Annotated in this window: 1 protein-coding gene; it reads left to right on the top strand. The window is 55.2% G+C overall.

The window, feature by feature from the left end; genetic code table 11:
* Positions 1-133: 133 nt before the first annotated feature.
* Positions 134-640, top strand: a 507-nt coding sequence (locus J5M71_RS26400; protein ID WP_243434359.1) for a histidine kinase, incomplete at its 3' end; no start/stop codon positions are given.

Below are 640 nucleotides of genomic sequence, written 5' to 3'. Positions count from 1 at the left end.
ATGTTATTGCCGGTCAATGATTGCTTAACGAATGCGGTATGAATCAATAACATAATTGACAGTATTTCCACACAGAGATCCGCCAGTCACCGGTCGGTCTGCCCGCAGCGAACATCCATTGGCTCCATCCGTTATGTACGCCAGTCTCAAGTCACTCATTACATGGCCACCTTCTCGGGAAAACGCCCGGCGCTTCACACTTGTTCTGTGTGTTCTGGCGACCTTGGGCAGTCTGCTGGCGTATGTTGTTTCCGCACGCCTTCCCTTGGGATTGCTGGCACTCGACGTTGCCGCCACCGCGTGCGTCTGGGTGCAATATCGCTTGTCGCGCAAATCGATCAAGTTTCAGCCACAAGAGCTGGCTGATCGACTGCTGCAAGTCCAGGAAAACGAGCGCCATCGCCTCAGCCGTGAATTGCACGACGATATCGGCCAGTTGCTCACCGCCGCCAAGCTGCAAAGTGACTGGCTCAAACGCCGCCTGCCGGAAGATCTGCAGGAACAATGCAAGGTCCTCTGTGACACGCTGGATGAAACCCTGACCAAAGTGCGTGACGTCTCGGCGATTCTCAATCCACGTCAATTGACCAGCCTTGGACTCGAAGCCAGCCTGCGTGCGCATTTGCTCAAGACACTGGCC

Source organism: Pseudomonas sp. 43(2021) (assembly GCF_017490805.1).
Taxonomy (GTDB): Bacteria; Pseudomonadota; Gammaproteobacteria; order Pseudomonadales; family Pseudomonadaceae; genus Aquipseudomonas.
Note: the sequence above shows the minus strand (reverse complement) of the source record. Positions and strands in the feature narration are given on the sequence as shown.